Below are 22,553 nucleotides of genomic sequence, written 5' to 3' on the forward strand. Positions count from 1 at the left end.
ACCTCCGTCGAAACCCACCTAGACACCCTAGGCACTTTCCTAATATACACAGGTGACTCCATCCGGGCGACGCCGAACAGGCCGTTGCGGCAGCCCGAATCCATACTGAAGATCCCGGCATCGCTGAAGATCCAGGCATCCCCGAAACAGATTGCAGAGCACACAGATGAACGGCACTGCACAGACGAGCGGCACTGCACAGATCGGCGTCACAGGTCTCGCGGTCATGGGCCGCAACCTCGCACGCAACTTCGCCCGCAACGGATTCACGGTCGCGGTGCACAACCGGACGGCCGCGAGGACGGACGCGCTGGTCGAGGAGTTCGGCGACGAGGGCTCCTTCGTCCCCGCGCACACCCCGCAGGAGTTCGTCGCGGCGCTGGAGCGTCCGCGCAGGCTCGTCATCATGGTGAAGGCGGGCGATCCCACCGATGCGGTGATCCAGGAGTTCGCCCCCCTCCTGGAAGAGGGCGATGTCGTCATCGACGGCGGCAACGCCCACTTCGAGGACACCCGCCGACGGGAGAAGCAACTGCGTGAGCGCGGCATCCACTTCGTCGGCACCGGCATCTCCGGCGGCGAGGAAGGCGCGCTCGACGGACCGAGCATCATGCCGGGCGGCAGCAGGGAGTCTTACGACTCACTCGGGCCGCTGCTGGAAAAGATCTCCGCGAAGGCCAAGGACGGCGCCCCGTGTGTCACGCATATCGGCCCTGACGGCGCCGGACACTTCGTGAAAATGACGCACAACGGCATCGAGTACGCGGACATGCAGCTCATCGGCGAGGCCTACCAGTTGCTTCGCGACGTGGCCGGATACTCCCCCGCGCAGATCGCAGACGTCTTCCGCGTCTGGAACACCGGGCGGCTGGACTCGTACCTCATCGAGATCACAGCAGAAGTGCTCTCACATGTCGACGCGGCGACCGGTAAGCCCTTCGTGGATGTTGTGCTCGACCAGGCGGAGCAGAAGGGCACCGGCCGTTGGACCGTGCAGGTCGCCCTCGACCTGGGTGTCCCTGTCTCGGGCATTGCCGAGGCCGTCTTCGCCCGCTCCGTCTCCGGCCACGCCGCCCTCCGTGATGCCTCACGCCACCTCGCCGGACCCACCGCCCGCAAGCTCGGTGCGGACGAGGCGGCGGCATTCGCCGACCAGGTCGAGCAGGCACTGTACGCCTCGAAGATCGTCGCCTACACCCAGGGCTTCCACGAGATCGCGGCCGGCAGCGAGCAGTACGACTGGAACATCGATCTCGGCAGGGTCGCCGCGATCTGGCGCGGCGGATGCATCATCCGGGCCGCGTTCCTCGACAGGATCACCAGCGCCTACGAGGCCCGGCCTCAGCTGCCGAGCCTCCTCTCCGACAAGAGCTTCGCCGAAGAGATCGCCGCCGCACAGAACGACTGGCGCACCGTGATCGCCACCGCCGCCGCCCAGGGCGTCCCCACTCCCGCCTTCGCCGCCGCCCTCGCCTACTACGACTCCCTGCGCGCCGAACGCCTCCCCGCCGCCCTCACCCAGGGCCAGCGCGACTACTTCGGCGCACACACCTACCACCGTGTCGACCGCGACGGCACGTTCCACACCCTCTGGGGCGGCGACAGAACCGAGGTCGAGAGCTGACCGACACCCGCAAAGCCGATGACGGGGCGGATTCGCCCCGGCTTGCGATCACGGACGGTGAAGGGAGGCGAAGGGATCAGACGTGATGGGCAGGGCCGCGCTCTCGTCCACCGCTCCGCGACGCCCCGGGAGACGAGCGAGCGGAGCGCCCCGATCCACACACCGCCGACGGTGTTGCCCGCTTGCGCGTGAAGTACAAGGAGACCGCGCGGCGGGCTCGCGGTGAACCCCTGTCCGGAAGGGGCCGGATATGGCGGGACCGCTCTCCTGCAGAAGAGTGTCGCCGCCGGGGCGGTGCTGACCCGGGGGTGTGACCTACCCGAACACCACCGCCCGGTGTCCGGACCGGTCCGGGGCCGGATCAGACCGCGAACCGCTCCCTAACCCCCCGCTAACCCTCCACGGCCACGGCGCTGGCCGGCGGACTCCTAGCGTCGGAACAGAGGCGGCATTCCGGTCGGCTCCTTCGCTCGCACAGAGGTGGTCCTCATGCGTCGTACCTTGTCAGCCGTGGTGACCGGTCTGGTGGTCATCACGGGGGCCGCAGCCTGCTCCTCCTCTTCCGGTTCGTCCGGCGCCTCCCACTCGTCATCGTCCTCCACCGCCACACCTCCCAAGGAGGTGAATCCGGCCGGGGACATCCCTGACAACCAGGTGTACGTCGCGTGGTCGCCGTCGGGCGGCGGATACACGGTGAAGGTGCCCGAGGGGTGGGCCCGCCAACAGGTCGGCAGGGCCACCGTGTTCAGCGACAAGTTCAACAGCGTCCGGATCGACCCGAGTGCGGTCAACAAGGCGCCCACTGTCCGGTCGGTGCGCTCGGTCGATCTGCCGGCGATCCGGCGCAGCGCCAAGAACGTCGTGGCGGGGGACGTCAGCACCGTGAAGCGCGCGGGCGGCACCGCTGTGCTGGCCACCTACCGGGCCGACTCGGCGCCCGACCAGGTCACCGGCAAGAGCGTGCGCCAGGACGTGCAGCGGTACGTGTTCTGGAGGAACGGCAGCCAGGTCGTGCTGACCCTGTCCGGCGCGGTGGGAGCCGACAACGTCGATCCGTGGCACATCGTGACGGACTCCTTCCGGTGGGCATGATGACCGTGCCGACGACCGCCGCGCCGCCCCGCCTCGCCGCTGATTCCCTGTACCGGTTCTTCCGCGCGGGCGAGGAGGAGACGTTCGCGCTCCGAGGTGTCGGGCTCCGGGTCGAGAAGGGCGAGATCGTCGCGGTGACCGGACCTTCCGGCTCCGGGAAGACGACGTTGCTGAGCTGTCTGGCCGGGCTCGACGAGCCCGACGGCGGCACGGTCCACGTTGCCGGTGAACGCCTCTCCCACCAGCAGGAACATCTGCGCAGCCGGCTCCGCGCCCGTTACATCGGGGTGCTGTTCCAGTCCGGCAACCTGCTGGAACACCTCACCATCCGCGACAACGTCCGGCTGGTGCAGCGGCTTTCGGACAGTGCCGGCCGGCCCGGCGCGCAGGAGCTGCTCCGGGAGGTCGGGATCGCCCCACGTGCCGGTGCGCTGCCCCGGCAGCTGTCCGGCGGGGAGGCCGCCCGCGCCGGCCTGGCCGTCGCGCTGGCCAACGACCCGGCGGTCCTGCTGGCCGACGAGCCGACCGGCCAGCTCGACCGCGAGACGGCCCGGCAGGTGATGGCGGTACTGCTCTCCGCAGCCGACACACTGGGCGCAGCCGTCCTGATCACCACCCATGACGCGCGGGTGGCCGGTGCGCTCGACGAGCGCTGGTACATGGCCGACGGCCGTGTCGTACATCCCGGGATCCCGGACCGTCCGGACATCCACGAGCAACCCGAACCTCCCGACCGGGAACGTGAGTCGCGATGATCGGAATCTGGCTCTCGGGCCTTCTGCGGGTACGCAGCGGACGGCTGATCGCAACGGCGCTCGGGGTCATGGTCGCCGTCGCCCTGCTCGCCACGCTGGGCGGTTTCCTCTCCACTACGCGCGCCACCATGACGTCCCAGTCGGTGCGTTCGGTGTCCGTGGACTGGCAGGTGCAGGTGACCACCGGCGCAGATGCGCACACCATGCTGTCCACCGTACGGAACCTGCCCGGCACCAGGGCGGCCCTGCCGGTCGGCTACGCGCAGACCGGCGGTCTGACCGCACACACCGCTCCGCCCCGGCCACACCCCGACCTGAACAGAACCTGAACGCGCCGAGCGGGGCGCGAACACGCTGGGGGTGCCAGGCGCGGACCGCGTAATACTGGCCCGGTGACCACAGCACGCATTCTTGTCGTCGAGGACGACCACGGCCTGCGCGATGTCCTGGCGCGTGGCCTGCGCGACGAGGACTTCGACGTCGTGACCGCCGCCGACGGCGCCACCGCCCTGAAGGCCGTCGACACGTCGGTACACGCCGTCGTGCTCGATGTGGGGCTGCCGGACTCCGACGGGCGCGACGTGTGCCAGGCGATGCGCGGTGCGGGGCTCACCGTTCCGGTGATCTTCCTGACGGCCCACGGCAATCTCGCGGACCGGCTCTCCGGCTTCGCCTCCGGCGGCGACGACTACCTGGTCAAGCCCTTCCACCTCAGCGAACTCGCGGCCCGCGTCCGCGCGGTTCTCAACCGTGCCGGGCACCGCGGCAGCACCCTCGCCGACGGGGCCGGCACGATGCGACTGAACCCGATACGGCACGAGCTGACGGTCCACGACCGCCCCGTGTCCCTGACCCCGACCGAGTTCCGTCTGCTGGCGTGCCTGATGGCGGACCCGGGCTCCGTGGTGCGTCGCCGGACACTGCTGCGGGCGGGCTGGCCGGAAGGGGCGCAGGTCAGCGACAACACCCTGGACCAGTACCTGGCCCGCCTGCGCCGCAAGCTCCGCGAGTCGGACAGCCCCCGGGGCATCGGCACGGTCCGGGGCGTCGGCTACCGCTTCGGCTGAGACACCCACGAACCGATGAGCCGATGAAGCGCCACCTCACCCCCCGGACCCTCCGCGGCCGCCTCGCCCTGATGGCGCTCACCACCGGCGCGCTGTGGATCGGTGTCCTGACCACCGTCTTCAACCTCGCCCTCGACAAGCGGCTGCACGCCCAGGCCGACGAGGTCCTGCGCACCCGTGCCGAAGCCGTCGCGGCGACCGTGGACGTACGCCCGGACGGCCGGCTCGTCGTCCGGGAACCGGCCGAGGACCGGGCCCTGGACTCCGGGGTCTGGATCTTCCGGGGCGGCACGGTCGTCGAGAAACCCCCCACCGCCCCTGCCGGCCTGGAGGCGCGGGCGGCCCGCCTCGCCGCCGGCCGGCCCGAGACCTTCGCCGACGCCGAGGGCCCCGGCTCGTGGCGGCTCTACGCCTTCCCCGTCGACGCCCCCGCCCGGCCGGGACACGCGCCCACGCGGGTCGGTACGGTCGTCAGCTCGGTGAGCCTCGATCCCTACCGCAGCACGGCGGACACCGCTCTGGTCGGCTCGATCGCCCTGGCCCTGCTCCTGCTCGCCACCATCTATCTCCTGACCCGCCTCGTCGTACGGCGGGCCCTGCGTCCCGTGACCGAGATGAGCGAGCAGGCCACCCGGTGGAGCGCCGCGGGCGCCCCGGAGCGGTTCGGCGCCGAAGGCAGGCCTGCCGAACTCGCCGCGTTCGCCACCAGCCTGGACGCACTGCTGGACCGGCTGGCCGCGGTCCTGCGCCACGAGCAGCAGCAGGCCGCCGAACTGTCGCACGAACTGCGCACACCGCTCGCAAGGATCACCGCCGAAACCGAGTGGCTCACCGGGCGGCCTCGCACCGCGGAACAGCAGGAGACCTCCCTGTCGGCCATCGCGGGCGCCGCCTCGACCATGCAGCAGATCTGCGACTCGCTGCTCTCCGAGGTCCGTACCCGCAACACGCAAACCCCCGGCCGCTGCCGCTTTCGCGACCTCGCACACCGCCTGGCCCTGCGCAACGCGGCCCAGTTCCCCGACGCCCCACCCGTGACCGTCACGGTGGACGGCGCGCAGGACGTGACCATCGGCGTCTCGGAGGACGTCGTCGAACGCATCCTGACGCCGCTCCTGGACAACGCCCGCCGCTACGCGACCCGGTCGATCGCCCTCACCTGCGCACCGGGCGCGGGAGGGATCACGGTGTACGTGTCCGACGACGGCCCCGGCGTCCCGCCGGACTTCGTCGCCTCGCTCTTCGAACCCGGCCGTCGTGCCCGCCCCGAGGACGGACACGACGGAGCGGGCCTCGGTCTGGCCCTGGCCCGCCGACTGGCCAGGGCCGCGGGTGGCGACATCGCGCTGGACGCCACCGCCCCCGGCGCACGCTTCGTCGTCACCCTTCCGACGGGCTGAGCCTCCGCGCGCCGGACGCCTCCAGGGGGTCGTCCTCCGTCACATCGCGCCGGGTCCGGGTCAGGAAGACGACGAGGCCGAGGATGACGACGAGGAACAGGACGCTGGTCCCGACCGTGCCCAGTCCGAGACCGCCGTCCGCCGTGGGCTGCGACAGGTAGTCGCCCAGCGAGGCACCGAGCGGCCGGGTCAGGACGTAGGCGATCCAGAACGACCACACCGCGTTGAAGTCGAGCGTGCGGTGAGCGAGGGCGACGGCCGCGATCAGCGCCGCGAACACGATCGCGGAGAGCCAGTACCCCAGGTTCAGCTTCTCCGCCGTCAGGTCGCCGGCGGACGTGCCCAGGGCAAACGTGAACAGGATCGCCAGCCAGTAGAAGCTCTCGCGCCGCGCCGTCCGGATCGAGTGGATCGACAGCGTCCGCTCGCTCGCGTACCAGGCGAAGAACGTGATGGCGAGCGCAACCGCGAACACCACGGTCGTGGTCTGGAGCGGAACGCCGAGGTTGTCGGTCAGGTTGTCGCTGATCAGCGTGCCGACCACGCTGATCAGGACCACGGACAGCCAGTACAGACCCGGTACGTAGGAACGCGCCCGGAACTGGAAGACCAGAGTGACGACCAGCAGGGCACTCATGAGATACGAGGTGTTGGTCAGCCCCATGCCGAGATTGTCGTTGAGCAGATCGGCCGCGGTCTCGCCCACGGTGGTGCACAGCACCTTGATCACCCAGAAGTAGAGGGTCACTTCCGGGACCTTGTTCAGCGTCTGCCGCGCCCGGGAGCGCCTGCCGGGCGCGTACGCGTCCGTCGTGTCGGTTGTCATGGAACGGCACGTTGGCAGGGGCTCCCTGAACTTATCCTGACTGCGCTCCATCGAACCGGGGGCACCGGTCGCGCAAACCAGGAGCACCGGTCGCGACTTCATGCGTTCGTCGCATCGCATTGCGTCATGATCGACCGTGATCATCATGGTCTGCCAGGCTGCCGGCCCCTGCCACGCCCCAGGCCGATGCCCACCGGTGTCCTTGCCCGGTACCGGAACGCGCACTTCTCGGCCTCCGCGATGGGTAGGATCACGCCGCAGGTTCGAGCCGCGCCGCGCACGGCACAGACCGAATCATCGGGGGTGTACGGCATGAGTACGGACGGCAATGGTTACTGGGGGCCGACGGGCGGCCCCGGCCCCGGCGGACAGCCGGGCCCAGGTCCCGGCCATCACCCCTACCCCGGGGCCGGACACCACCCGTACCCCGGCGGTCCCGGTGTGGGGCCCTACCCGCCACAGCCCGCGCCCGTGCCGCCGCAGGGGTACCCGGGGCATCCGCAGGGCTGGGGCCCGTACCCGCCACAGCCGCACGGCGGTGGCCCGCAGCCACCGTTCCCGCGCCCGCCCCGGCCGCCGCTGACGCACGGGCAGCGGATCCTCAAGTGCGTCTACAACCCGTTCTACGCCGCCCAGCGGGCCTTCCGCCCATCGCGCCCGGACGCCGTCGAGGACCTGACGGTGCGCAAGATCCAGATGTGGCGGACCGGGCTCGGCATCGCCGCCTGGCTCGTGCTGGTCATGTCGTACAAGCCGGTCGACACCGCCAAGGGCGTCGAGACCGTCGCGGGCGACAAGTTCGACCAGAGCTGGATCAGCACACTCATCCTCGTGTGCGCCTTCCCACTCGTGATCGCCCTGTTCGCGTTCGCCGCGCAGGGTGCGCGGCGCGGGCTCTACCTGCGTCGGTCCCTGAAGTCCCTCGGAGCAGTAGCGGCTCTGATGGGGTCCATGGCCACATTCCCCCTCGCCGTCGCACCCGACCCGGAGACCGCCGGCTTCCGTGACGCCATCGGGACCCCCGGCATGGTCGTCCTCATCACCCTCTGCGCATGGTCTCTGGGATTCGCCCTGTACGGGATCATGCTCTGCCTCATGCACGTGTTCCGAACCGCCGACATCCACGAAGTGCTGCCGCCGATCCTCGCCACCATGCTGGTGTGGGTGATGGCCGCCCTCGACGTGATCAACAACGAGAACGCCGAGGTTCCCGTCCTTGCCCGGATCCTGTTCCTGCTCGGCGCTCCGGTGACGGTGACGGTGTTGTCGTACTGGGAACTGTACCGGCTGCGGAAGTACCACAACCTGACCGTGCGACGGGCCCTCGGCCGCTAGTAGGGCTTGCTACGTGTCCGGGCAAGTGGTCGCTCTGGTGGCTTCCTGCTGACCTGAGGGCAGATGAACTCGCGTAGCGTCGGCGTCGGTTGGAGGGGTTCGCGGGGGAGGTGACCACGGGGAGGCGTTCACGCTTGTCGCGTGCCGACCAGCGGGTGAAGGGCGGGTCCATGCCGCGTCCGACACCGCTTCGTGCCCGCTGCCGGATCGCCGAGGGGGCATCACCGGCCGAAGTGGCGCTCGCGCGACAGTGAAGTCGACCGGGATGTCCCAGCCGATCTCACCCGCCGCATCGGCCGCGGCCTCGATCTGCTGACCATTCCTAGTCTCCAGAGAATCCGAAGATTCCCAGGTGAGTCGGCATGCCATCGGAGTAGAGGACGACGTAGTAGCCGGTCCACCTCATCTGGCACTCGCCGAAAAGGCTCCGTTTGTGTTCCTCATGGCTCTCAGCCTCATTGGCAGCGGCAGCGAGCTCTTCGTACTGCCCGACCGTCGGGCGGTCGGTGCCGAAATGGTGAGCCACGCGGTTGAGCGCCAGAGGGCGCAGGGTTCCGTGGTCAGCGACACCGGACCGCGTCGGCGGGTCATCCGTGGAAACAACCCTGGCGATGTCGAGGATCGTATGGGTGCCTTCTGTGCCCATGAACTCCTCGTCCGCATACAGGCCCTTCAGGCTTGGGAAGCGGGCACCGTCGCCGTACTCCTCCTGGAACACCTTGGTCTGCAAAGTTCCCAATGCCGCCGCCACATCGCCGTCCTACCTGGTGACGTAGTCCCATCCACTGGCACCCATCGAGCCATCCTCCCCGGAGATCACGAATGGCCGAACAGTAACGGCGGGCACTGACAACGCCGGGGCATGGCGCCGACAGAACGACAGCCGAGAACCGACGACACCCGGAGTGACGGGCGCCTCCGCCTTCACTCGTTTCTTCACACGCGCCCACGGGGTGTCACCACGTGAGTATCAACGGTATGGCTGGCAGACACTTTGCTGCCCGGCCGGGCTCCATCGACCGGGCAGGGCCTGCTTTTTGGGCCCGTCGAGCGGCCCGGACACGGGAGGAGTCGGCGATCGGGGGGCGAGCCGTGTCTGTCCCACGTCCAGTTGGTGAGGATGGAGACCCGCGGGGCGGGCGGAGCCCCGTCCGCGGTGCGGTCTTCGTCGCGGACGTCGGCGTCCGGGGCCGACAGCGCAAGGGTCATGGCCTCCCGAAATATGCGGTCTGACAGAATGAGCTCCGAAAACTCAGGCGACGCGCGTCAGGAAACCGGTGTGAATCCGGTACGGTCCCGCCACTGTGACCGGGCTGCAACAGCCCGGAAGCCAGATACTGGCCGCGCCGCCTTCTCGTACGACCAGGGGACGAGGACATCCCCCGGAAAGGCTCGGCCATGCCCCCGATACGCCGTGTACCCCTCGCGCTCATACCCCTGCTCCTGCTGCCGCTCACCGGCTGCGGCACCGGCGGCGAGAGCAAGGCAGAGGCCGCACCGGCCGCGGACGGATTCCCCTACACCGTCACCAATTGCGGTACGAAGACGACCTTCGACGCCCCGCCGGAGCGGGTCGTCACCATGAACCAGCACGTCACCGAGATCATGCTGGCCCTCGGGCTCCAGGACCGGCTGGCCGGGACCGCCTACCTGGACGACAGCATCCTGCCGGAGTACCGGTCCGCGTACGACAGGACCAAGGTGCTCGCGAAGGAGTATCCCTCCAAGGAGGTGCTGCTCGGCGCCAACCCCGACTTCGTCTACGGCGGGTACAGCAGCGCCTTCGACAAGGCCAAGGGCCAGGACCGGGCGGGGCTCCAGAAGGACGGCATCAACACCCGGCTGAACATCGAGAACTGCACCGAGGGCAAGGTCGGCATCGATCAGCTCGCCACCGAGATCACCCAGGTCGCCAGGGTCTTCGGCGTACCGGAGCGCGGCAGGAAGCTGATCGCCGGGGAACGACAGAAGATCACGACGGTCGAGACGGAGCTCAAGGGCTCCGCACATCCCTCGGTGTTCGTGTACGACTCCGGCGAAAGCTCCGCGTTCACGGCGGGCGGCAAGGGCATCGGCAACGAGATCGTCCGGCTCGCCGGGGGCCGGAACGTCTTCGCCGACCTCGACGCCACCTTCGGCGACGTGTCCTGGGAACAGGTCATCAAGCGCAAGCCCGAAGTGGTCGTGATCTACGACTACGGAGGCACCACGGTCGAGGCCAAGAAGAAGCGGCTGCTGAACGATCCGGCACTCGCGGACGTGCCGGCGATCAGGAACAAGAAGTTCGCGGTACTCCCGCTGTCCTCGGCCGTGCTCGGTGTCCGGGTCGCCGACGCCGTACAGGACCTGGCCGGGCAGCTGCACCCCGGCACGCCGTGAGCGCGGGGTCAGCCCGCTCCGGCCCGAAATCCGTCCTCCGCTCCACCCCCGTCGTGATCGGCGCCCTCACGGTGCTGCTGCTCGCGGCGGTGGTGGCCGGTCTGGCGCTCGGCCCGGTACGGATTCCGCCGGGCGAGGTACTGAGTACGGTCCTGGGCGGTGAACGCTCCGGTGCGTTCCCGACGATCGTGTGGGAGGTACGGCTGCCCAGGGTGCTGCTCGGGGCCGTCGTCGGCGCCGGGCTGGCGCTGTCGGGCGCGGTGCTCCAGGCGTTGGTGCGCAACCCGCTGGCCGATCCGTTTCTGCTGGGCGCCTCGTCCGGGGCGTCGGCGGGCGCCGCCATGGTGATCGTGCTGGGGGTCGGCGCCGGGGTGGCCACTGACGTGGCGCTGCCCGTCGCGGCGTTCGCCGGGTCCATGGCCGCGCTGGTCGCCGTCTACGCGATGGCCCGGCGCGGCGGCACCATGACAACGGGCCGGCTGATTCTGGCCGGGGTGGCGATCCAGTACGTGCTGTCCGCGTTCACCAGCCTGATCCTGGTGCTGTCCTCGCGGGCCGAGCATGTGCGGGCGATCCTGTTCTGGACCCTGGGCGGCCTGGGTGGCGCCCGCTGGGACCAACTGGCGTTGCCCGCAGTGGTATTGGGCGTCGGTGCCGTGCTCCTGATCAGCCTGGCCCGTCCGCTGGATCTGCTGCTGACCGGGGAGGAGGGGGCCCGCAGCCTCGGCCTGGACCCCGGCCGTTTCCGGGGCGGGGTCTTCGTGCTGGTGTCACTGATCATCGGCGTGCTGGTCGCCTACAGCGGGGCGATCGGCTTCGTCGGCCTGATGGTTCCGCACGCCGCCCGGCTGATCGTCGGCGCGTCCCACCGCCGGCTTCTGCCGGTGACGGCGCTCGGCGGGGCCGTCTTCCTGCTGCTGGCCGATCTGCTGGCGCGGACCGTGGCGGCCCCCGAAGAGATTCCCGCCGGGGTGGTCACCGCCCTGGTGGGCGGCCCGTTCTTCCTCTGGCTGCTGCGCCGCTCCAGCCGTACCGAAGGGATCACCGGATGAGCCCGGCACCGTCGCCGACGGCGCTCGCCGCCGACGGGATCAGCTACGAGGTGGCCGGCCGTACCCTGCTCGACTCGGTCACCCTGGACGCCGCCCCCGGCGAGACGGTCGGCCTGGTCGGGCCGAACGGCAGCGGCAAGACGACCTTCCTGCGCTGTGTGTACGGTGCCCTGCGCCCGGCAGCGGGTCGGGTCCTGCTGGACGGAGCGGACGCCGCTGCCCTCGGTGTGAAGGAACGGGCCCGCCGCGTCGCCGTCGTACCGCAGGACAGCCCCGGCACCTTCGGCCTGACCGTGCGCCAGATCGTGGCGATGGGACGAAGCCCGCACAAACGGTTCTGGGAGCAGGACGACGCCGACGACGCCCGCCGCATCGACCAGTCGCTCCAGCGCGTCGGCGCGGCGCCCCTGACCGACCGGCGGTTCGAGGAGCTGTCCGGTGGAGAACGGCAACGCGCCCTGATCGCGCGCGCCCTGGTCCAGGAACCGGGGCTGCTGGCGCTCGACGAACCCACGAACCATCTGGACATCCGCTACCAGCTGGAGATCCTCGGCCTGGTGAGAACCCTGGGCACCACCAATCTGCTGGTGCTGCACGACCTCAACCTGGCTGCTTCCTACTGCGACCGGCTGTTCGTCCTGAGCGCCGGACGACTGGTGGCGTCCGGTCCCCCGCACGCGGTACTGACGGAGGAACTGCTGGCCGAGGTCTACGGGATACGGTCCCGGATCGGCGTCCACCCGGTCACCGGTTCCCCCAACGTCGTCTACCTCCCGCTGTCATGACTGACGGCACTTCCCCCGTCTGGACGCCCCTGCCGCACGGACCACGCTGGCAGCTCACCGAAGGCGATCCGCCCGCGAGCGAAGCAGGGCGGTGGCTGGCGGCCGACCGACTGGCCGATCCGGCGGGCGAGGAGCTGTCCACGCTGCTGGAGCGCGAACGTACAAGCAGCGGCCACCGCACCGGCCATGCGACCGCGCTGACCCTGATGGCGGTCTATGCGGGCTGGGTGACTGCCGCCGCCGTGCTCCATTGGGCGCTGTACGACGAGGTCCCGGACCTGCGGTCCGGCAATGTCCTGGTGCGCCCCGCCGCGCACGGGATCGGCGGAGTCCGGGTGCGCAGGGCCCGGCTGCTGGTGCCCCGGGCCGGGGAGGACTCAGTACGGCTGCTGCACCGCACCGTACTCGACGGACATCTGCTGCCCATCGCCGATGCGTTGCACCGTCGTACCCGCGCAGGGGCCAGGCAGTTGAGTGGAGGGATCGCCCATGGCTGCGCCACGGCGCTGTGCGCGTACGGCGCCGAGGTGGATCTGCTGGCCGCCCGCTGGCGGCAGTTCGTGGACACCGCACCCGGCGGACTCGCGGCGCTGGGCGAGGTGGCACGGGTCCGGCGAGCGCCGGACGGCCCGGAGCGGCTGGTCTATCTGCGCAACACCTGCTGTCTGTACTACACGAGCGCGGAGGCGGTGCGCTGTGCGAGCTGTTGTCTGACAGGCCGCGAGGACCGGCTACGGGCGTACGCGAGGCCGGAGTAGCGCCGGCGACTCCGAGGTCCGGGCGCCGGTTGCAGCGGATGCGGCGCTCAGTCCCGGCGGACGGCCTCGGCCTTGAGCCGTTCGGTGAGCCGGGCGGCCAGGGCGAGACCGACTGCCGCGAGGGTCGAACGCAGCCGCTCGGCGCAACCGTCCGGTTGTCCGGAGCGAGCCGGTGGACGGCCACCGCGCACGGCCCGGCAAGGTCCGGGCGCGGTGGCCGCGGCTCAGCGGTGGGTGAACACCGGCCGGGGAAGCCGTGGACGGCATGTCTCTGGAGAAGACCGACGCGATCATCGGCAAGTCGCGCGCCGAGACGTATCGGTGGACCCCGGTGCGGCGGACCTATGTCCCGAAGAAGAATGGGAGAAAACGTCCGCTCGGACTGCCCACGTGGTCGGACAAGCTGGTCACCGAGGTTGTTCGCCTTCTGCTGGAGGCGTACTACGACGTTCAGTCCTCACGTCACTTCCACGGACTCCGTCCCGGCCGGGGCTGCCACACCGCACTCAACGAGGTGGTGGAAGTCTGGAAGGCACCCTCGCCTTCCTCCGCGCCGAGCACGAGGAAACCCGACGACGGGCCCGACGCCCCTCCGTCGACCTGAGCATCCCCCGAACTCGTACCGCCGGAGAATCCACCCACAAGAGGACTAAGCCCGAAGCGCCGCCAACTTCCTCACCACAACGTCGATTGCCCTTACATACCGCTCCGGCTCACCAGGCTGAGCCTGCCCCGACGTCCCCACGATCTCGCTGTACGCGACGAGTCTGAAGATCAGTGCACGAACCAGCATCTGCTGCCAGTCGGGATGATCACTGCCACTCGTCAGCAGATCGCAGGGAAGATCGAACCACAACAGACCATCCGCGACCACGATGGCCTCGGCGAACACTGGAGGCCGCCAATACGGAGAAAAGTCGATCACAGCAGGCACTTCGTCCGCAGCGAAAAGCACATTGCCGGTGAGATCGCCGTGAATGAGCTGAGCTGCGTCCGGCTGCACCGGGCGCCTCAGCTCCAGCAGAGCCGAGAACGGCGCGGCTAGGTCTTCGATCACGTCGATTTCCTGCTCGCCCCATGCGACCCGATCGCCCACAGCCCATGGATGGGTACGCCGATCAAGGAAGTCGGGCCGGGGCACCTGCCGCAGTGCAGCATGGAAGGCACGGCCGGCGCCGAGCACACCGTCCCAATGCCCCTGCGGACCAGTCTCACCGGCCAGGAACGCGCCGGCGGCCCAGCCGTCCACGACGCTCCGCCCGTCGGCAGCCCGGAGCGGCAACGGGACTCGGAAGCCACTGTGCGGCGCCAGCCTCTCGAACAGGGAAGCAGCCCACTCGACCTCGTCCTCGGATCCGTCAGCGGGCTTGAACACGAACCCACCGGCGAGGACGCTTCGTCCTTGCCCACCAACCAGCGGGACAGGAGTGCCCCTCACACCGAAGGCGTCGAGGACGGAACGGGGCGGGACAGCGTTGCTCGGCAGCTCAGTCACGCCGGGCATCCTGCCGACACCACCTTGTCCAGCGCACCTCCTTTTCGCCCGGCACATCACGCACTTGCGGGCATCGCCAGCCACAGCAAGGGCGCCCCGCCTTTCGCATCCGGCTGCTCGGGGAGCCACAGGGCCCCTGGGGCACGCCCCAAGGCCTGTGCCGCGTCCACGAAGTTGACCTGTGGTGAGGTCAGCCTGTCAGCTGCCCGTACCCAGAACCGGTTCCTGCCGGCCAGCAGCATCGCCGACCGATCCGGTTCGCTGCCCGAGGACGCAGCAAGGACCGTGTCCGACGGGACAGCGCGCACAGTCCTGCGGGCCGCCTCAAGGATCGTCTCGCCCACCAGGTGGAGCAGCTGGACATCCAGCCGCTCCAGGCCGGCAACCGGTTCCGTGTCAGAGGCGATGCGCAATGCGGCCCGCTGCTCCCGCTCGTCCCACTCCAGGTGCAAGAAGCCTCCCTCGGCCTGGACAGCCGGGTTCGGGGACAGAAAGACCACGTACAGGCCGAAGAGCGGCCATCGTACGGGCAGGTCGACAGGCATTTCGTCGCCCCCATCGCACTCTGCCTCGTGCGGCCAGGGGACGAGGTCGTCGTCCGGGTGGACCATGTGCCGCCCTGCGGCCCGCCATGCCCCGATCGACGCCAGCCGCGCGGCATCGACGGACCTCTGTGCTGTCGGGAAGGTGCCTTCGATGCCCGTCCCGTTACTGGTGTAGTGGTGCGCCACTACCTCCTCGACCCGGGCCACCGGCAGCCAGCACCACGACGGGACAGCGGCCCCGGCTGCCACGCGTTCCGCGTCCAGGCGCTCGAAGATCCCCGGATACCTCTGGTCTGCCTCCCGCTCCAGTTTCTCCAGCCGCGCCGCGGCGGCCCTGTACATCGCAGGAAGCCACCGCAGCGTCTCCGGCGTCTCACCGTCACGGTGCTCGACGAAGCTCTCGGCATACATGGTCCGGCCCATCAGTGCTCTCCACAACGCAACATCGGCAACGCAGCAGCTCCGGGCGGCAGGAGCTGCCACTTCGCCACTGTGCCCCATGTAACCGCCAGTGCGGGCGCCCAGAGGCCGTATCGGGCCCGAACCGAGGAAACCGGCCAAGGTCGGCCGACCGCCGGCGACTGTCCTCCCGGAACCAATGGCGGCGCTGTTGCGGGAGGCCCGGCCGACCTGGACGTCGGCCCCGGGACCGAGCCGAGCGAGACCGCGCCGAAGATCCGGCTCCACCGGACCGTACGCGCGGCGGCGACCGAAACCGACTCCCCCTCCAGGTCATGCGCGCCGCGCTCCGTTCCCCGGCCCGGGAAAGCCGGTGACGATCTCCGCCTCGGTATGAGCTCGAACGCCTGCACCACCGCCCCGGCAAGATCATCGGCGCTCGCACACGTGGCCGCCGGCTCCCCAGGGCTGGTTCCGTTCACCGGGCGATGGAGCCGCGCCGCCGCGACAACGGCAGCACCTGACCCTTGAGCACCTGCGAGAGCCGGACACTCTGCGTCCGGTCAGGCACAGGTCCGGACACTGCCGGACACCGGCCAGGCGACCTTTGGACTACCTTTATTGCACATCAATTGCAATTAATAATAGAAGGCAGGAAGGTGGGACGTGGAGTCTCCAGTGGTGCTCGGCATTGAGTCCTCGTGCGACGAGACCGGCGCCGGCCTCGTATGCGACGGGCGCCTGCTCGGGCATGCGGTGGCGTCGAGCATGGACGAGCACGCACGCTTCGGCGGAGTGGTCCCGGAGATCGCCGCGCGGGCGCACCTCCATTCCTTCACGCCCGTCATCCGGGAGGCCCTGGACCGGGCCGGGCTGGGAACGGCGGACATCGGCGCGGTGGCCGTGACCACCGGGCCCGGCCTCTCGGGCGCGCTCCAGGTGGGACTGGCCGGCGCGAAGACCCTGGCGTTCTCGCTGGGGGTGCCGCTGTACGGGGTGCATCATCTGGCCGGTCATGTCGCCGCCGACACCCTGGAGCACGGACCGCTGCCCGATCCCTGCATGGTCCTGATCGTCTCCGGCGGACACACCTCTCTGTTGCTCGTACGGGATCTGGCCCGGGACCCGATCGTGCACCTGGGCGACACCGTCGACGACGCGGCGGGCGAGTGCTTCGACAAGGTGGCCCGGGTGTTCGGACTGCCGTACCCGGGCGGGCCGGCCATCGACCGCAGCGCACGGGAGGGCGATCCGCGCGCCGTGGCGTTCCCCCGGTCGCTGACCGGAGCACGCGACGCGCGCTACGACTTCTCCTTCTCCGGGCTCAAGACCTCCGCCGCCCGCTGGGCCGAGCAGCACCGGCTGCGCGGCGAGGAACTTCCGCTCGCGGACGGAGCCGCATCACTCCAGGAGGCCGTGGCCGATGTGCTGACGCGCAAGGCGGTGGCCGCCTGCCGCGAGCACGGCGTGGGAACTCTGGTCGTCGTAGGCGGGGTGGCCGCCAACTCCCGGGTGCGGGCTCTGGCGGAAGAACGCTGCCGTGCCGCCGGGATCGCGCTGCGAGTGCCGCCACTGAAACTGTGCACCGACAACGGGGCGATGATCGCGGCCGTCGGTGACCTGCTGGTCCGGGCGGGAGCCGAGCCCGCCTCGCTGGACGTGTCCATCGACCCGTCCGCCCCGCTGGAACATGCGGCACTGCACCCCGTTGCACTCGCCGCCACGAGGTCAGCGTGAACACCGTGACCGTCGGCCGGATCCCGGGCGCGGAGCTGTCGGGCTGGCCGGAGGGAGCAAGACCGTCCCGTACACACAGGGCGTCCACCGGATCCGGGCGGGCGGCGGGGCCACCGGCCCGCGGTCGGACTCGCTCGGCCGGGTGACCCGGGTTGCGACGCCGTGGCGCCTGTGCGTAAGTAGCAGCGGACCCATGTCCCGTCCGCACCACAAGTCCACAGCTCTTTCCCGACGTTGCCACCCCAGGGAGCCCTCGTATGCCCGACGCCACCGCGGATTCGGATCCCACCGCGGCCCAGCCCGTCGTCGCACCGCTTACCAGCGCCGCACTCATCCTGGTCGCCACGATCGAGCCCGGTGGTGAACCCGCTGTGCGCGAGGTGCTGCCCGATCTCGCGGCCTTCGCCCGCTCCATCGGCTTCCGGTTCCCCGACGCCGGGCTGGCCTGTGTGACCGGCATCGGTTCGGGGGCCTGGGACCGGCTGTTCGACGGGCCGAGGCCGGAGCAGCTCCACCCGTTCCAGGAACTGCACGGCGCCAAGCATCACGCGCCGGCCACCGCGGGGGATCTGCTGTTCCACATCCGGGCCGAGCGGATGGACGTGTGCTTCGAGTGGGCGACCCAGTTGCTCGACCGGCTCGGCGGTGCGGTGACCGTGGTCGACGAGACGCAGGGGTTCCGCTACTTCGACCACCGGGACCTGCTCGGTTTCGTCGACGGCACGGAGAACCCGGTGGGGGCGGACGCCGTCTCGGCGGCCCTGGTCGGCGCCGAGGACCCCGCGTTCGCGGGCGGCAGTTACGTCATCGTGCAGAAGTACCTGCACGACCTCACGTCCTGGAACGCGCTGAGCACCGAGGAGCAGGAGCGGGTGATCGGGCGCACCAAGTTCGACGACGTCGAGTTCGCCGACGACGCCAAGCCCGCCGACTCGCACATCGCCCTCAACACGATCACCGACCCGGGCGGCACCGAGCACGACATCCTCCGCGCCAACATGCCGTTCGGCAGTTTCGGACAGGGCGAGTTCGGCACGTACTTCATCGGTTACGCCGCCGATCCGGGAATCACCGAGCAGATGCTCCGCAACATGTTCCTCGGCAGTCCGCCCGCCACCCACGACCGCATTCTCGACTTCTCGACCGCGGTCACCGGCACGCTCTTCTACGCCCCCAGCGCCGACTTCCTCGACGCCCCGCCGCCCCCGCCCTCGTCGGCCGGGGCCGACACCGTGCCGGAGCCCGCGTCCGCGCCGGTGACGGCGAAGACCCCGGCCTCGGCCGCTCCGGCCGACGGTTCGCTGCGCATCGGCAGCCTGCAAGAAAGCGCCCAGTGATGAACAATCTCCACCGCGAACTAGCCCCTGTCACGGAAGCCGCCTGGGACCAGATCGAAGAAGAGGCCCGGCGCACCTTCAGCCGCCATGTGGCGGGCCGCCGGGTCGTCGACGTCACCGGTCCGGACGGCCCCGAACTGGCGGCCATCGGCGACGGTCATCTGCGTGACATCGATCCGCCCACCCCGGACGTGATCGCCCGGGCCCGCACCTCGGTGCCGGTCATCGAGTGGCGCGTGCCGTTCACGGTGACCCGGTCGGCCGTGGACGACGTCGAGCGCGGTTCGGACGACAGCGACTGGCAGCCCGTCAAGGACGCCGCCCGCACCTGTGCGTTCGCCGAGGACATGGCGATCATCGACGGCTATGCCTCGGCCGGGATCACCGGCCTCCGGGATGGCTCCTCGCACTCGCCGCTGACGCTGCCCGCCGATGCCCGGGACTACCCGGCCACCGTCAGCCAGGCGCTGACCCAGTTGCGGCTGTCCGGTGTCGACGGCCCGTACCGGCTGCTGCTGGGCGCCGACGCCTACACCGAGGCGACCGAGACCTCCGACCACGGGTACCCGGTCGCCACCCACCTGGCCCGGCTGCTGGACGACCAGATCCTGTGGGCGCCCGCCGTCAAGGGCGGGGTGCTGCTGTCGACCCGTGGCGGCGATTTCGAACTGCGCCTGGGCCAGGACCTGTCGATCGGCTACCAGGACCACGACGCCACGAACATCCGGCTCTACTTCCATCAGGCGTTCACCTTCCGGATGCTGACGCCCGAGGCCGTGGTCCCGATCATCGCCTGACCTACCGCCCCCGGTGTCCGGTCGCCCTGACGTTCCAGGTCAGAGTGTCGGTGGCCAGGGCACGGACGGCGGGGTCGCGGATGGCGTCCGTGCGGTCGACGGCCTCGGCGGTCACCCGGTGGCCCCGGCCGTCCGCGCGGACGCCGAGCGCCGCCGGGGTGAGCGCGGTCCGTCCGCGCGCGGACACCTTCTCGACGCCGTCCACGTACCAGCGCAGCTCCGGCCTGGCGAGACCGGTCCGGTGGGTGCGGGATCCGGCGGCGGTCCCGGCGGCGGAGGTGTTGAGGTCCGCCAGGCTCACGGCGATGCGCCGGCCAGGACCGACGGTGTGCTTGGTGTCGACGGTGCTGCTCAGCCCGTTGCCCGCACGGTAGAACCCGGCGATCATCGCCTCGCGCCCGGGCAGGTTGAACTCGGTGTTGTTCAGCTCCCGCATGATCGACGACTCGGTGGGGCGGTTGAGCCCGACCGGGTAGTAGGCGCTGCCCTCGAACGTACCGACCGTGCCGCCCGCCGGATCGCTCTGCCCGAGCCAGCGGTACCACTTGGCCTGCTTCTCGGTGAGCTGCGCGGCGGTGTAGGTGGTGGAGTTGATCCCGCCCGGCTCGCCGCCGGTCCACGTCCCGTACTCGGGATACGTGTACTCGTCGTCCAGCAGGCCGACCGAGTGCCCTATCTCATGGGCGGCGATCAGGCTGGACGAGGCGTGGTCGGAGGAGAGGGTCGAGACCCCGTTGAAGGGGCGGCCCTCGGCCAGGAGGCCGGAGTAGCCCGCGCCCCCGTACTTGGTGGAGTTGGCGATCACGACCACCAGGTCGGCGGCCGGCGCCTTCGCGGCGTACGCGGCCACCTTGTCGATGTCGGTACAGATCAGCCGCTCGATGTCGGAGCACCAGAAGTAGCTGCCGAGCGCGGTGTCCTTGACGGTGTCCGCACCGGGATCGCCGCTGATGCCGGACTCGTTGGAGACCGCGTCGACGGTCCATACGTTGAACAGGCCCTGGTAGCTCTTGTAGGGCTCCAGGGCGGTGATGTCGGCCCACTTGGCGGTGGCGTCGGCGTGGAAGTCGCCCTGCTGGTCGGCCGTATAGCCGTCGCCGATGATCACGATGTCCAGCCGGTCGTCGGACGGACCGGTCACCGCCTGTTCGCCCACCGTGCCGTCGACGGCGGCCTCGGCCGCGCTCAGTGGTGCGGCGGACTTCCCTTTCCGTACGGGGGTGTTGGCGGGGACCTCGACGGTCCGGCCCGAGCCGCCGGGTTCGGGGAAGTACTCTGCGGCGACACGCCGGTCGCCGCCGGAACCCGTGGGGGCGGCCGAGGCCGGCGCGGTGGCGGCTGTCGCCGCCAGGAGACCGGCGAGGGCGAGCCCCGCCAGGGCTCCTGCCGCGCGATGCGTGCGGGGGCGTATTCGCATGGACAACTCCTCGGGATCCGGGGGACTCGCAGGGCACGGACAGCACATAACCCATGAGTTAAATCGACTTAATGCGATGCTTAACCTAGAGGTGCGCGGGACTTCGAACAAGGCCCGAACGCCTGGTGGTTGAGGCCCACAACCGGGCATTTACGATGTATGGACCGCATTTCGGAGCGGGGCGAGGCGGAAGGGGCGGCGCCATGGACGAGAAGCGCACAGCGAGCGGGGGCGCGGGGGCCGGCGACGACCCCGGAGCCGTCGGCCGCCGGGTCCAACGGATGCGCACCGAACGCGGTCTGACGCAGCGACAGCTTGCCGAGCCCGCCTACACCCCCGCCTACATCTCCACGCTGGAGGCGGGCCGGGTGCGCCCGTCGGAGGCGGCCGTACGCCATCTCGCGGACCGGCTCGGCGTCAGCTACGAGGAACTCGCGACGGGGCGCCCCGCCCATCTCGCGACCGGACTGCGGCTGAGGCTGGTCGAGGCCCAGCGGACGCTGGCCACCGGTGCGGCCGAGGACGCCGCCACCGCCTACACCGGCCTGCTCGCCGAGGCCGTCCGGCACGGACTCCCGGACGAACGCGCCGCGGCGACGCTCGGGCTGGGCCACTGCGCACTGGAGACGGGCGATCTGCCTGCGGCCCGCGAGCACTTCGAGGCCGCGGAGAAGCTTCTGGCCGACGCCCCGCTCCCCCGGCGCGCCCCGGCCGTCCGGGGCAGAGCCGTCGCCCACCTCCTGGCGGGCGAACTCCGGTACGCCTGCTATCTGTTGGAGAGCGCGATCGACGAGCTCAACACCTCGGGCCTCCAGGACCCCGGCGCACTGCTGCTTCTCTACACGGCCGCGATCGCCCCGTACATGGACATGGGCGCCCATGCCCGCGCCGCCCAGGCGGGCGAGCTGGCACTGGCCCTGGCACCGCAGGTGTCCGATCCGGAGCTGGTCGCCGGACTGCACCGGAGCGTCGCGCGTACGCTCATAGCGGCGGGCCGCACCGAGGAGGCGGACGCCTCACTGGCCAGGGCGGCCGAGATCTACCAGCAGTTGCAGATCCGTACCGAGCTCGCGCACTGCCACTGGATGCGGGGCTATGTACACGCGCAGGACGGTGACCTGTCCGGCGCCGAGGCGGAGCTGCGCGCCGCCCGCGACATGCTGGCGTCGAAGCGGGCCGCCCTGTACACCTCCCAGGTGGAGGTGGAGCTGGCGGATGTGCTGCGCCGGCGCGGAAAGACCACCGAGGCGCGGGAGCTGCTGCACCGGCTGCTCGGCGAACTGCACCCGGACCGGGGATCGGTCCACGCGGCCGGCGCGCACCGGCTGCTGGGCCTGATCCACGAGGAGGCGGGCGAGCTCGATTCGGCCGAGGAGCACTACGTCACCGCGCTGGCCCTGCTGGAGCGGGCGGGTGCCGCCGGGGACCTCGCGGACATCTGCCGGCTGCTGGGCGATCTGCTGCGGCGCGTGGGCCGGACCGAGGCGGCGATGGACGCCTACCGGACCGGGCTCGGTCACCGGGCGTCCCCCGGGAGCACCACACTGGGCCCGGCGCCGATCCGCCCGCCCACTGCGTGAGCCCGGCCGCACTGAGGCTGCCCGCCCGTGGTCACCCGCCCCGCTGGGGTGAGGGCTCCGGGGAGGGGGTGGGGCGCGGTTCGGGCGGCTTCGGGATCGGGTCCGGCGCGGGGCCGGGCGGGACGGGACCGGGCGGCGGAGGCGGCGGCTCCGGCAGCGGCGCCGGCGGCCCC

20 protein-coding genes, 1 pseudogene and 1 riboswitch are annotated in these 22,553 nt (G+C 70.5%); of the genes and pseudogenes, 16 read left to right on the forward strand and 5 right to left on the reverse strand.

Features of this window, described 5'->3' with window-relative positions; genetic code table 11:
• Positions 1–166: 166 nt before the first annotated feature.
• The 6 genes from gndA (at position 167) to EES42_RS24955 (ending at position 5,938) form a co-directional block, all read left to right on the forward strand.
• Complete coding sequence (gene gndA, locus EES42_RS24930) at positions 167–1,624, forward strand: NADP-dependent phosphogluconate dehydrogenase (RefSeq protein WP_124720490.1); 1,458 nt, start codon at positions 167–169, stop codon at positions 1,622–1,624.
• A gap of 489 nt (positions 1,625–2,113) precedes the next feature.
• The gene (locus EES42_RS24935) at positions 2,114–2,716 is read left to right on the forward strand and encodes a hypothetical protein (RefSeq protein ID WP_124720491.1); all 603 of its coding nucleotides are present in this window, start codon (positions 2,114–2,116) and stop codon (positions 2,714–2,716) included.
• Positions 2,716–3,471, forward strand: a complete 756-nt coding sequence (locus tag EES42_RS24940; protein ID WP_124720870.1) for an ABC transporter ATP-binding protein — start codon at positions 2,716–2,718, stop codon at positions 3,469–3,471. Before EES42_RS24935 ends, EES42_RS24940 begins: the two co-directional genes overlap by 1 nt.
• A complete protein-coding gene (locus EES42_RS24945; RefSeq protein ID WP_206433563.1) occupies positions 3,468–3,800 on the forward strand; it encodes a hypothetical protein in 333 nt (110 codons plus the stop codon). Before EES42_RS24940 ends, EES42_RS24945 begins: the two co-directional genes overlap by 4 nt.
• A 63-nt stretch (positions 3,801–3,863) precedes the next feature.
• A complete protein-coding gene (locus EES42_RS24950) occupies positions 3,864–4,538 on the forward strand; it encodes a response regulator transcription factor (protein ID WP_124720492.1) in 675 nt (224 codons plus the stop codon).
• Between the two features lie 23 nt (positions 4,539–4,561).
• On the forward strand, positions 4,562–5,938 hold the full coding sequence (locus tag EES42_RS24955; RefSeq protein ID WP_124720493.1) for an ATP-binding protein: 1,377 nt from the start codon (positions 4,562–4,564) through the stop codon (positions 5,936–5,938).
• Here EES42_RS24955 and EES42_RS24960 read toward each other — a convergent pair.
• Positions 5,919–6,764, reverse strand: a complete 846-nt coding sequence (locus tag EES42_RS24960) for a COG4705 family protein (RefSeq protein ID WP_124720494.1) — start codon at positions 6,762–6,764, stop codon at positions 5,919–5,921. The genes EES42_RS24955 and EES42_RS24960 overlap by 20 nt on opposite strands.
• A 312-nt stretch (positions 6,765–7,076) precedes the next feature.
• On the opposite strand from EES42_RS24960, the gene EES42_RS24965 reads away from it, so the two are divergent.
• Positions 7,077–8,099 carry a hypothetical protein gene (locus tag EES42_RS24965; protein ID WP_124720495.1) on the forward strand — a complete coding sequence of 341 codons (1,023 nt, stop codon included), beginning with the start codon at positions 7,077–7,079 and terminating at the stop codon, positions 8,097–8,099.
• Between the two features lie 322 nt (positions 8,100–8,421).
• Here EES42_RS24965 and EES42_RS24970 read toward each other — a convergent pair whose 3' ends face one another.
• Positions 8,422–8,850 (reverse strand): hypothetical protein, encoded by a 429-nt coding sequence (locus EES42_RS24970; RefSeq protein WP_241196570.1) that lies wholly within the window; start codon positions 8,848–8,850, stop codon positions 8,422–8,424.
• Positions 8,851–9,336: 486 nt separating this feature from the next.
• Positions 9,337–9,460: riboswitch (cobalamin riboswitch) on the forward strand.
• A gap of 37 nt (positions 9,461–9,497) precedes the next feature.
• Between EES42_RS24970 and EES42_RS24975 the strand changes: the two genes are divergently transcribed.
• From EES42_RS24975 to EES42_RS24995, 5 genes and pseudogenes are all read left to right on the forward strand, one after another.
• Complete coding sequence (locus EES42_RS24975) at positions 9,498–10,478, forward strand: ABC transporter substrate-binding protein (protein WP_124720496.1); 981 nt, start codon at positions 9,498–9,500, stop codon at positions 10,476–10,478.
• Complete coding sequence (locus EES42_RS24980; RefSeq protein WP_124720497.1) at positions 10,475–11,530, forward strand: FecCD family ABC transporter permease; 1,056 nt, start codon at positions 10,475–10,477, stop codon at positions 11,528–11,530. The genes EES42_RS24975 and EES42_RS24980 overlap by 4 nt, the downstream gene beginning before the upstream one ends.
• On the forward strand, positions 11,527–12,315 hold the full coding sequence (locus tag EES42_RS24985; RefSeq protein WP_124720498.1) for an ABC transporter ATP-binding protein: 789 nt from the start codon (positions 11,527–11,529) through the stop codon (positions 12,313–12,315). The genes EES42_RS24980 and EES42_RS24985 overlap by 4 nt, the downstream gene beginning before the upstream one ends.
• Positions 12,312–13,073 (forward strand): (2Fe-2S)-binding protein, encoded by a 762-nt coding sequence (locus EES42_RS24990; protein ID WP_124720499.1) that lies wholly within the window; start codon positions 12,312–12,314, stop codon positions 13,071–13,073. The genes EES42_RS24985 and EES42_RS24990 overlap by 4 nt, the downstream gene beginning before the upstream one ends.
• 250 nt (positions 13,074–13,323) lie before the next feature.
• Positions 13,324–13,590: pseudogene (locus EES42_RS24995) on the forward strand (reverse transcriptase); the annotation flags it as partial.
• Between the two features lie 132 nt (positions 13,591–13,722).
• On the opposite strand, the gene EES42_RS25000 reads toward EES42_RS24995, so the two are convergent.
• Both EES42_RS25000 and EES42_RS25005 read right to left on the reverse strand, forming a co-directional pair.
• Complete coding sequence (locus tag EES42_RS25000) at positions 13,723–14,568, reverse strand: aminoglycoside phosphotransferase (protein WP_124720500.1); 846 nt, start codon at positions 14,566–14,568, stop codon at positions 13,723–13,725.
• A gap of 56 nt (positions 14,569–14,624) precedes the next feature.
• The gene (locus EES42_RS25005) at positions 14,625–15,536 is read right to left on the reverse strand and encodes a hypothetical protein (RefSeq protein ID WP_124720501.1); all 912 of its coding nucleotides are present in this window, start codon (positions 15,534–15,536) and stop codon (positions 14,625–14,627) included.
• Positions 15,537–16,178: 642 nt separating this feature from the next.
• On the opposite strand from EES42_RS25005, the gene tsaD reads away from it, so the two are divergent.
• The 3 genes from tsaD (at position 16,179) to EES42_RS25020 (ending at position 19,383) form a co-directional block, all read left to right on the forward strand.
• Positions 16,179–17,249 (forward strand): tRNA (adenosine(37)-N6)-threonylcarbamoyltransferase complex transferase subunit TsaD, encoded by a 1,071-nt coding sequence (tsaD, locus tag EES42_RS25010; RefSeq protein WP_124720502.1) that lies wholly within the window; start codon positions 16,179–16,181, stop codon positions 17,247–17,249.
• Between the two features lie 257 nt (positions 17,250–17,506).
• On the forward strand, positions 17,507–18,586 hold the full coding sequence (locus EES42_RS25015) for a Dyp-type peroxidase (protein WP_124720503.1): 1,080 nt from the start codon (positions 17,507–17,509) through the stop codon (positions 18,584–18,586).
• Positions 18,586–19,383: a family 1 encapsulin nanocompartment shell protein gene (locus tag EES42_RS25020; RefSeq protein ID WP_124720504.1), complete on the forward strand. Its 798-nt coding sequence runs from the start codon at positions 18,586–18,588 to the stop codon at positions 19,381–19,383. The genes EES42_RS25015 and EES42_RS25020 overlap by 1 nt, the downstream gene beginning before the upstream one ends.
• Before the next feature lies 1 nt (position 19,384).
• Here the strand turns inward: EES42_RS25020 and EES42_RS25025 are convergent, their stop codons facing one another.
• Positions 19,385–20,800 (reverse strand): M64 family metallopeptidase, encoded by a 1,416-nt coding sequence (locus EES42_RS25025; protein ID WP_124720505.1) that lies wholly within the window; start codon positions 20,798–20,800, stop codon positions 19,385–19,387.
• 203 nt (positions 20,801–21,003) lie between these two features.
• On the opposite strand from EES42_RS25025, the gene EES42_RS25030 reads away from it, so the two are divergent.
• Positions 21,004–22,380 (forward strand): helix-turn-helix domain-containing protein, encoded by a 1,377-nt coding sequence (locus tag EES42_RS25030; protein WP_124720506.1) that lies wholly within the window; start codon positions 21,004–21,006, stop codon positions 22,378–22,380.
• Positions 22,381–22,553: the final 173 nt, after the last annotated feature.

Origin of the sequence: Streptomyces sp. ADI95-17 (assembly GCF_003846175.1) — a bacterium.
GTDB classification, from domain to species: Bacteria; Actinomycetota; Actinomycetes; order Streptomycetales; family Streptomycetaceae; genus Streptomyces; species Streptomyces sanglieri.

Bases quoted from the DNA above. Each gene is read 5' to 3' on its own strand.
- EES42_RS24955 (WP_124720493.1), top strand. From the start codon at position 4,562: ATGAAGCGCCACCTCACCCCCCGGACCCTCCGCGGCCGCCTCGCCCTG.
- EES42_RS24960 (WP_124720494.1), bottom strand. From the start codon at position 6,764: ATGACAACCGACACGACGGACGCGTACGCGCCCGGCAGGCGCTCCCGG.
- EES42_RS25020 (WP_124720504.1), top strand. From the start codon at position 18,586: ATGAACAATCTCCACCGCGAACTAGCCCCTGTCACGGAAGCCGCCTGG.
- EES42_RS25005 (WP_124720501.1), bottom strand. From the start codon at position 15,536: ATGGGCCGGACCATGTATGCCGAGAGCTTCGTCGAGCACCGTGACGGT.
- EES42_RS24965 (WP_124720495.1), top strand. From the start codon at position 7,077: ATGAGTACGGACGGCAATGGTTACTGGGGGCCGACGGGCGGCCCCGGC.
- EES42_RS25030 (WP_124720506.1), top strand. From the start codon at position 21,004: ATGGACGAGAAGCGCACAGCGAGCGGGGGCGCGGGGGCCGGCGACGAC.
- EES42_RS24975 (WP_124720496.1), top strand. From the start codon at position 9,498: ATGCCCCCGATACGCCGTGTACCCCTCGCGCTCATACCCCTGCTCCTG.
- EES42_RS24990 (WP_124720499.1), top strand. From the start codon at position 12,312: ATGACTGACGGCACTTCCCCCGTCTGGACGCCCCTGCCGCACGGACCA.
- EES42_RS24985 (WP_124720498.1), top strand. From the start codon at position 11,527: ATGAGCCCGGCACCGTCGCCGACGGCGCTCGCCGCCGACGGGATCAGC.
- EES42_RS24935 (WP_124720491.1), top strand. From the start codon at position 2,114: ATGCGTCGTACCTTGTCAGCCGTGGTGACCGGTCTGGTGGTCATCACG.
- gndA (WP_124720490.1), top strand. From the start codon at position 167: ATGAACGGCACTGCACAGACGAGCGGCACTGCACAGATCGGCGTCACA.
- EES42_RS25015 (WP_124720503.1), top strand. From the start codon at position 17,507: ATGCCCGACGCCACCGCGGATTCGGATCCCACCGCGGCCCAGCCCGTC.
- EES42_RS24945 (WP_206433563.1), top strand. From the start codon at position 3,468: ATGATCGGAATCTGGCTCTCGGGCCTTCTGCGGGTACGCAGCGGACGG.
- EES42_RS25025 (WP_124720505.1), bottom strand. From the start codon at position 20,800: ATGCGAATACGCCCCCGCACGCATCGCGCGGCAGGAGCCCTGGCGGGG.
- EES42_RS24940 (WP_124720870.1), top strand. From the start codon at position 2,716: ATGACCGTGCCGACGACCGCCGCGCCGCCCCGCCTCGCCGCTGATTCC.